Genomic DNA, 6,557 nt, shown 5'->3' on the forward strand with positions numbered 1-6,557 from the left:
ACCGTCGTCCTCCGCCCCCGCCGAGAAGAGGATTTCGCTCGTATCCGCCGAGTAGCCGTGCACGAAATCCTCTTCTCGGCGGGGCGCGGGGCGGGGCGCGGGGCGTGGCGCGGGGCGGGGCGCGGGGCCGTGCGCCGGCAGCCGCTCCCCGTCCCCGGTCATCGCGGGGCCCTCATCGCGGGGCTCTCATCGCGCGGCTCTCATCGCGCGGCCGCCGTCTCCGGCTGGATCACCGGGTGCGAGCCCTCCGGGTCGCCTGCCATCGCGGTGAGGAAATCGGCGGCGTACTGCAACATCTCGTCGTCGCGCGCCTTCTCCCCGCCCGCGCCGGCGCGCGCGCCGGCGGCCTTGGGCAGCGGCAACAGCACGGTCTTCTGGGTGGCCCGGTACTGCGCGGCCGGGTACATGCGCTTGAGGCGGATCTGCTGCGAGTCCAGCAGGTCCAGCGGGCCCACGCGCAGCCGCGAGCCGGCCAGCACGATCTCGCGCACGCGGTACTTCTGCGCCACCAGCCGCAGCCGCGCCACGGACACCACGCGGCGGGCCTCCACGGGCAGGGGCCCGTAGCGGTCGATCAGCTCCTCCACCACCGAGTCGATGTCGCCCGGCACCCGCGCCTGCGAGAGCTTGCGGTAGGCCTCCAGGCGTAGGCGGTCGCCGTCGACGTACTCGACCGGGATGTAGGCGTCGACCGGCAGCTCGATGCGGATCTCGCCCAGCTCCTCCTCCACCTCGACGGTCTTGCCGTCGGCGACCGAGCGGTACGCCTCGACCGCCTCGCCCACCAGACGGATGTAGAGGTCAAAGCCGACGCCCGCGATGTGCCCCGACTGCTCGGCGCCCAGGACGTTGCCCGCGCCGCGCAGCTCGAGGTCCTTCATGGCCACCGCCATGCCGGCGCCCAGGTCGTTGTTCTGCGCGATGGTGGCCAGCCGGTCGTAGGCGGTCTCGGTGAGCGTCTTCTCCGGGTCGTGGAGGAAGTAGGCGTAGCCGCGCTCGCGCGAGCGGCCCACGCGCCCGCGGAGCTGGTGCATCTGCGACAGCCCCAGCTGGTCGGAGCGGTCCACGATGAGCGTGTTGGCGTTGGAGATGTCCAGCCCGGTCTCGACGATGGTCGTGCACACCAGCACGTCGTAGTCGCGGTTCCAGAAGCCGCCCACGGTCTGCTCGAGCTGCTCCTCCCCCATCTGCCCGTGCGCCACCACCACGCGCGCCTCGGGCACCAGGTCGCGGATCCGGGCGGCGGCGGCGTCGATGGTCCGCACCCGGTTGTGGACGTAGAACACCTGTCCCTCGCGCAGCAGCTCGCGCCGGATGGCGGCGGCGACGGTCTTGTCCGAGTGCGCGCCCACGTAGGTGAGCACGGGCAACCGCTCCTCGGGCGGGGTGAGGATCTGGCTCATCTCGCGGATCCCGGCCAGCGACATCTCCAGCGTCCGCGGGATCGGCGTGGCGGACATGGTGAGCACGTCCACGTGGGTGCGCAGGGAGGTGATGTGCTCCTTGTGCTCCACGCCGAAGCGCTGCTCCTCGTCCACGATCACCAGGCCGAGCTTGCGCCACCGCACCCCGGTGGCCAGCAGCCGGTGGGTGCCGATCACCACGTCCACCGTGCCCTCGGCCAGGCCCTTGAGGACCTCCTTGGCCTCGGCGTCCGAGGTGAAGCGGCTGAGCCCCTTGATGGTCACGGGGAACCCGGTCATGCGCTCGGTGAAGGTGGCCAGGTGCTGCTGCGCGAGCAGCGTGGTGGGCACCAGCACCGCCACCTGCGTGCCGTCCTGCACGGCCTTGAACGCCGCGCGCACCGCCACCTCGGTCTTGCCGTAGCCCACGTCGCCCACCACCACGCGGTCCATGGGGGCGGTCTTCTCCATGTCTGCCTTGACCTCCTCGATCGCGGTGAGCTGGTCCACGGTCTCGGTGAACGGGAACGCGTCCTCCATCTCGCGCTGCCAGGGGGTGTCGGGGCCGAAGGCGTGACCGGGCGCGGACTGCCGCTTGGCGTAGAGCTGCACCAGCTCGGTGGCGATCTCGCGGACCGCCTTGCGGGCCTTGCGCTTGGTGTTCTGCCAGTCGGCGCCGCCCATCTTGCTCAGCGTGGGCGCCTCGCCGCCCACGTAGCGGCTGAGCTGGCCCAGCGACTCCATGGGCACGTACAGCCGGTCGCCCGCCCCGCCGCGCTTGCCGGGGGCGTACTCGATCACCACGTATTCGCGCCGGGAGGAGCCGTCGCCGCCGCGGACCTGCCGCTCGACCATCTCCACGAACCGCCCGATGCCGTGCTGGTCGTGGACCACCGGGTCGCCGGCCTTGAGCGCGAGCGGGTCCACCTGGTTGCGGCGCTTGGAGTGCCGCGCCTTGGGGCGTGTGGTGGCGCCGAGTCGGTTGCCGGTGAGGTCGGTCTCGGAGACGACGACGAGGGCGCCGTCCCCCGCCCCGGCGTCCGTGGAGAGCGCGAACCCGCCGTGCAGGACCGCCTCGTACACCGACACCACACCCGGACCGGGTTCCGATCCCGCCCGCGCGGCCGCGGCGGGGACCTCCGCCTCGGACAGGCGTTCCAGCACGCGCGCGACGGTGCCGTGGCCCGGGACCACCACCGCGGCCCGGCCGCCGCCGGCCACCAGCGCGCGCAGCCGGGAGAACATGGCCTCCATCTCCGAGTCCCTGCCGCGCGGGGCGGGCGGGTCGCCGGCGGCCACGGTCACCACCGCGCCGTCCTCGGGGTCGGTGAGGAAGCCGGGGGGGACCAGCTGCCACCACGACCGCCCGGCGTCGGTGGCCTCGGAGCGGACGGCCGAGAACGTGCGGTAGCCGGAGCCGGAGAGGTCCAGCGTCTCGCTGTCCACGGGGGCGTCGCCGCCCATGGTGGCCGCGGTCCACGACGCCTCGAGGAACTCCCGGCCCGCGGTGGCCAGGTCGGCCGCGCGGCGGCGGACCTTGTCCGGGTCCAGCACCACCACGCGGGTGCCGGCGGGCATGAGCATGGGCAGCGTGGCCATCTCCTCCGGCACGAGCACCGAGGTCAGCGCCTCCATGCCGTCCCGGGGGATGCCCTCGGCCAGCGAGTCCAGCAGCTCGGCCAGCGTCGGGTTCCCCCGGTGCGTGGCGGCGAGCTCCCGGGCGCGGGCGCGGACCTCCTCGCCGAGCAGCAGCTCCCGGCACGGGTAGACGACCGTGGACGCCACCTCGCCGTCGGGGAGCGAGCGCTGGTCGGCCACCGCGAACTCGCGGATCTCGGCGATCTGGTCGCCGTCGAACTCGATCCGCAGCGGGTGGTCGGCGGTGGTCGGGAAGACGTCCACGATCCCGCCGCGCGCCGCCACGTCCCCGCGCCGGGACACCATGTCCTCGCGGTTGTAGGCGAACTCGGTGAGGGTCGCCAGGAGCTCGGCCGGGTCCAGAGCGGCGCCCGTGGCCAGCCGCACCGGCTCCCGGCGGGCCGCCCCGGGGGAGATCGGCTGCACCACCGACCGCGCCGCCGCCACGACGATCCTCGGGGCCCGACCCGCCATCACCGAGCTGAGGACCTCCAGCCGGCGACCGATCGTGTCGGCCGCGGGCGACAGACGCTCGTGCGGCAACGTCTCCCAGCTGGGGAACTGCGCCACCTCGTCGTCACACAGCCCGGACAGCTCGTCGGCCAGCTCCTCGCACTCGCGCTCGGTGGCGGTCACCACCAGCAGCGGTGCGCGCTGCGCCAGCGCCGCCACCAGGAACGGCCGCAGCGCCTCGGGCGAGCGGACCACCGCGGCGTCCCGGTCCAGGCCCCCGCGCAGGTCGGCCAGGGCCGGGTTGGCGATCACCGCGCCGGCCAGGCCGGACAGGGCTGCGGTGGTGGGGCTGGCGGCAGGGGTGCTCACGCGTGGGGGTCTCCGGATCGGGAACGGGTGGGGCGGGTCTGGCGGTGCGGGAGTGGCGGCGGCGGCACGTCCGGCCGCCGGCGGTCCCCCAGTCTAGTGGCGCTCCCGCGACGGTAGCCTGTGCGCATGCGCCAGACCACAGACGCCGAGCCCGTCGACCCCGCCCGCGACCCCGCCGTCCCGGTGACGATCGCCCCCGCCGGTCCGGACGAGGTCGAGCGCGGCGGCATCGGCTCGCGCGTGTTCACCGACCGCTGGATGGGCGTCCTGCTGACCCTGGGCTCGGCGGTGGGGCTGCTCGCCTCGTTCCAGCTCAGCCTGGACAAGATCCGCATCCTGGAGAACCCCGAGTACACCCCGGCGTGCAACTTCTCCATCCTCATGAGCTGCAAGAGCGTCATCAGCTCCGAGCAGGGAGTGGCGTTCGGGTTCCCCAACCCGTTCATGGGACTGATCGGATTCGCGATCATCCTGGCGATCGGCGTGGCCGCGGCCTCCGGGGTGCGCTTCCCGCGCTGGTACTGGGTGGGCGCGCTGCTCGGCCTGACGTTCGGTGCCGGGTTCGTCCACTGGCTGGCGTTCCAGTCGATCTTCTCCATCCAGGTGCTGTGCCCGTGGTGCATGGTCGTGTGGGCCGTGACCATCCCCCTGTTCTGGTACACGCTGCTGCACGTGCTGGCCAAACTCACCGGTGCCGGGTGGGTCCGGGCGCTCCAGCGGTGGCATCTCGTGCCGGTTGTGGTGTGGTATCTGTCGGTGGGCGCGGTCATCCTGTGGGCGTTCTGGGACTTCTACTGGGCGGACTTCTTCGGCAACCTCTAGAGCGGGCGACGCCCGACGGCCGGACCGCAGCCGCGTGAGCTGAAAGGGGTCGGATGCGCTTCGTGGGAATCGACGTGGTGATCCCCGCCCACGACGAGCAGGACCTGATCGCCGGGTGCCTGGACTCGCTGGACGTGTGCGCGGAGGCCACGCCCGTGCCGGTGACGGTGACCGTGGTGCTCGACTCCTGCACCGACGCCACCGAGGACGTCGCCCGCGGCCGGGCCCGGATCGTGCGGAGCGACGCGCGCAACGTCGGCGCCGCGCGGGCCCTGGGGTTCGACACCCTCCCCCGGCCCGGCCCCACGCAGTTCGGGCAACGCTGGTACGCCACCACCGACGCCGACTCGCGCGTGCCCCGCACGTGGCTGGTCGACCAGCTGGCCCTGGCGCTCGACGGCGCCGACGTGGTGGCCGGGCTGGTCGAGGTGACCGACTGGTCCGACTGGAACCCGGCCACGCGGACGCGGTACCTCGAGGGCTACCGCTCCGGCGCCGACCACCGCCACATCCACGGCGCCAACATCGGCATCTCCGCCCGCGCCTACCGCGACCTGGGCGGCTTCGAGCCCCTGCCGGTCCACGAGGATGTCCGCCTGGTGCAGCGCGCCGAGCGCGCCGGCCTGGCCGTCGAGTGGTCCACCGCCGCGCCGGTCACCACCTCCGCCCGCCGGCACTCCCGCACCCCGGGCGGATTCTCGGGGCACCTGGCCACCACCGAGTTGGACCACACCTGGAACGGGGTCACCCCATGAACTCATCCGACCGCCCCCGCGGCGCCGCCCTCGCCCGCGAGTGGGTCCGCACCGGCCGCGCCGACCTGCCCCTGCCCGCCCACGGGGACACCCGCGCCCGCTGGACCGAGCTCACCGCGATGTGCGCCCAGGACGTCTCGGCCGGCCGGCTGGTCGAGGCGCACGCCGACGCCGACGCGATCCTCGCCGAGGTGGAGGGGACCCGGGTCGGGCCCGGCGAGTTCTGGGGCGTGTGGGCCGCCGAGCCGCCGATGCCGGTGCTCATCGCGCGGCGGGCCGGGGACGGGTGGGTGCTCGACGGGGTCAAGGCCTGGTGCTCCGGCGCGACCGTGTGCACGCACGCGCTGGTCACGGCGTTGGACGACGACGAGCCGCGCCTGTTCGCCGTGGACCTGCGGCACCCCGGGGTCTCCGCCCGGCCGGACGGCTGGGCGCACCCGGGGATGGCGCAGACCGGCACCACGGCCGTCGAGTTCCGCGACGTCCCGGCGCGCACGGTCGGTGACCGGCGCTCCTACCTGGACCGGCCCGGGTTCTGGCACGGGGGGATCGGGGTGGCGGCGTGCTGGCTGGGGGCCGGGGTGGCCGTGGCCCGGCCGCTCGTGGCCCGCGCGAGCCGCCCCGACGCCGACGAGCACGCGCTGGCCCACCTGGGCGCGGTCGACGCGGCCCTGGGCGGGGCGGTGTGGGCGCTCGACGCGGCCGCCCGCGAGGTCGACGGGGCCGGGGCCGGGGCCGCCTCCCCGGCCGACGCCGACGCCGGGCTCGTCGCCGCCCGCCACCGCGCGGTCCGCGTCCGGGCGATCGTGGAGGCCGCGGTCGACGACACCGTCCGCCGGGTCGGCCGGGCCCTGGGCGCCGGGCCACTCGCGATGGACCCGCGCCACGCGCAGGCCGTGCTCGACGCGAGCGTGTACATCCGGCAGTTCCACGCCGAACGCGACCTGGCCGGCCTCGGCCGCACGGCCCGGACGCACGGGGGCTGGGCCCGTGGTTGATGGGCCCGCCGACGCAGGGTCCTCGGGTGCTGGGCCCTCGACTGCTGGGCCGGTGCGCGATCCCGCCGGCTGGGCCGGGATCGGCCCCGGCGACCGCGGCACCCCCGCCGTCGACTGGG

General features: G+C 74.6%; 4 protein-coding genes. 3 read left to right on the forward strand and 1 reads right to left on the reverse strand.

Features of this window, described 5'->3' with window-relative positions:
- Nucleotides 1–200 precede the first annotated feature (200 nt).
- On the reverse strand, nt 201–3,863 hold the full coding sequence (mfd, locus tag B4M60_RS12820; RefSeq protein ID WP_291084628.1) for a transcription-repair coupling factor: 3,663 nt from the start codon (nt 3,861–3,863) through the stop codon (nt 201–203).
- A 126-nt stretch (nt 3,864–3,989) separates the two neighbouring features.
- Here mfd and B4M60_RS12825 point away from each other — a divergent pair, with 126 nt between their 5' ends.
- The 3 genes from B4M60_RS12825 to B4M60_RS12835 are packed head-to-tail and all read left to right on the forward strand — an operon-like array spanning nt 3,990 to nt 6,438.
- Nucleotides 3,990–4,685, forward strand: coding sequence for a vitamin K epoxide reductase family protein (locus B4M60_RS12825; RefSeq protein WP_291084631.1), 696 nt, complete (start codon nt 3,990–3,992; stop codon nt 4,683–4,685).
- A gap of 53 nt (nt 4,686–4,738) precedes the next feature.
- Nucleotides 4,739–5,440 (forward strand): glycosyltransferase, encoded by a 702-nt coding sequence (locus tag B4M60_RS12830; RefSeq protein ID WP_291084634.1) that lies wholly within the window; start codon nt 4,739–4,741, stop codon nt 5,438–5,440.
- Nucleotides 5,437–6,438 (forward strand): acyl-CoA dehydrogenase family protein, encoded by a 1,002-nt coding sequence (locus B4M60_RS12835; protein WP_291084637.1) that lies wholly within the window; start codon nt 5,437–5,439, stop codon nt 6,436–6,438. The genes B4M60_RS12830 and B4M60_RS12835 overlap by 4 nt, the downstream gene beginning before the upstream one ends.
- Nucleotides 6,439–6,557 lie beyond the last annotated feature (119 nt).

Origin of the sequence: Dietzia sp. UBA5065 (assembly GCA_002415925.1) — a bacterium.
GTDB lineage: Bacteria > Actinomycetota > Actinomycetes > Mycobacteriales > Mycobacteriaceae > Dietzia.

Bases quoted from the DNA above. Each gene is read 5' to 3' on its own strand.
- B4M60_RS12825 (WP_291084631.1), top strand. From the start codon at position 3,990: ATGCGCCAGACCACAGACGCCGAGCCCGTCGACCCCGCCCGCGACCCC.
- B4M60_RS12830 (WP_291084634.1), top strand. From the start codon at position 4,739: ATGCGCTTCGTGGGAATCGACGTGGTGATCCCCGCCCACGACGAGCAG.
- B4M60_RS12835 (WP_291084637.1), top strand. From the start codon at position 5,437: ATGAACTCATCCGACCGCCCCCGCGGCGCCGCCCTCGCCCGCGAGTGG.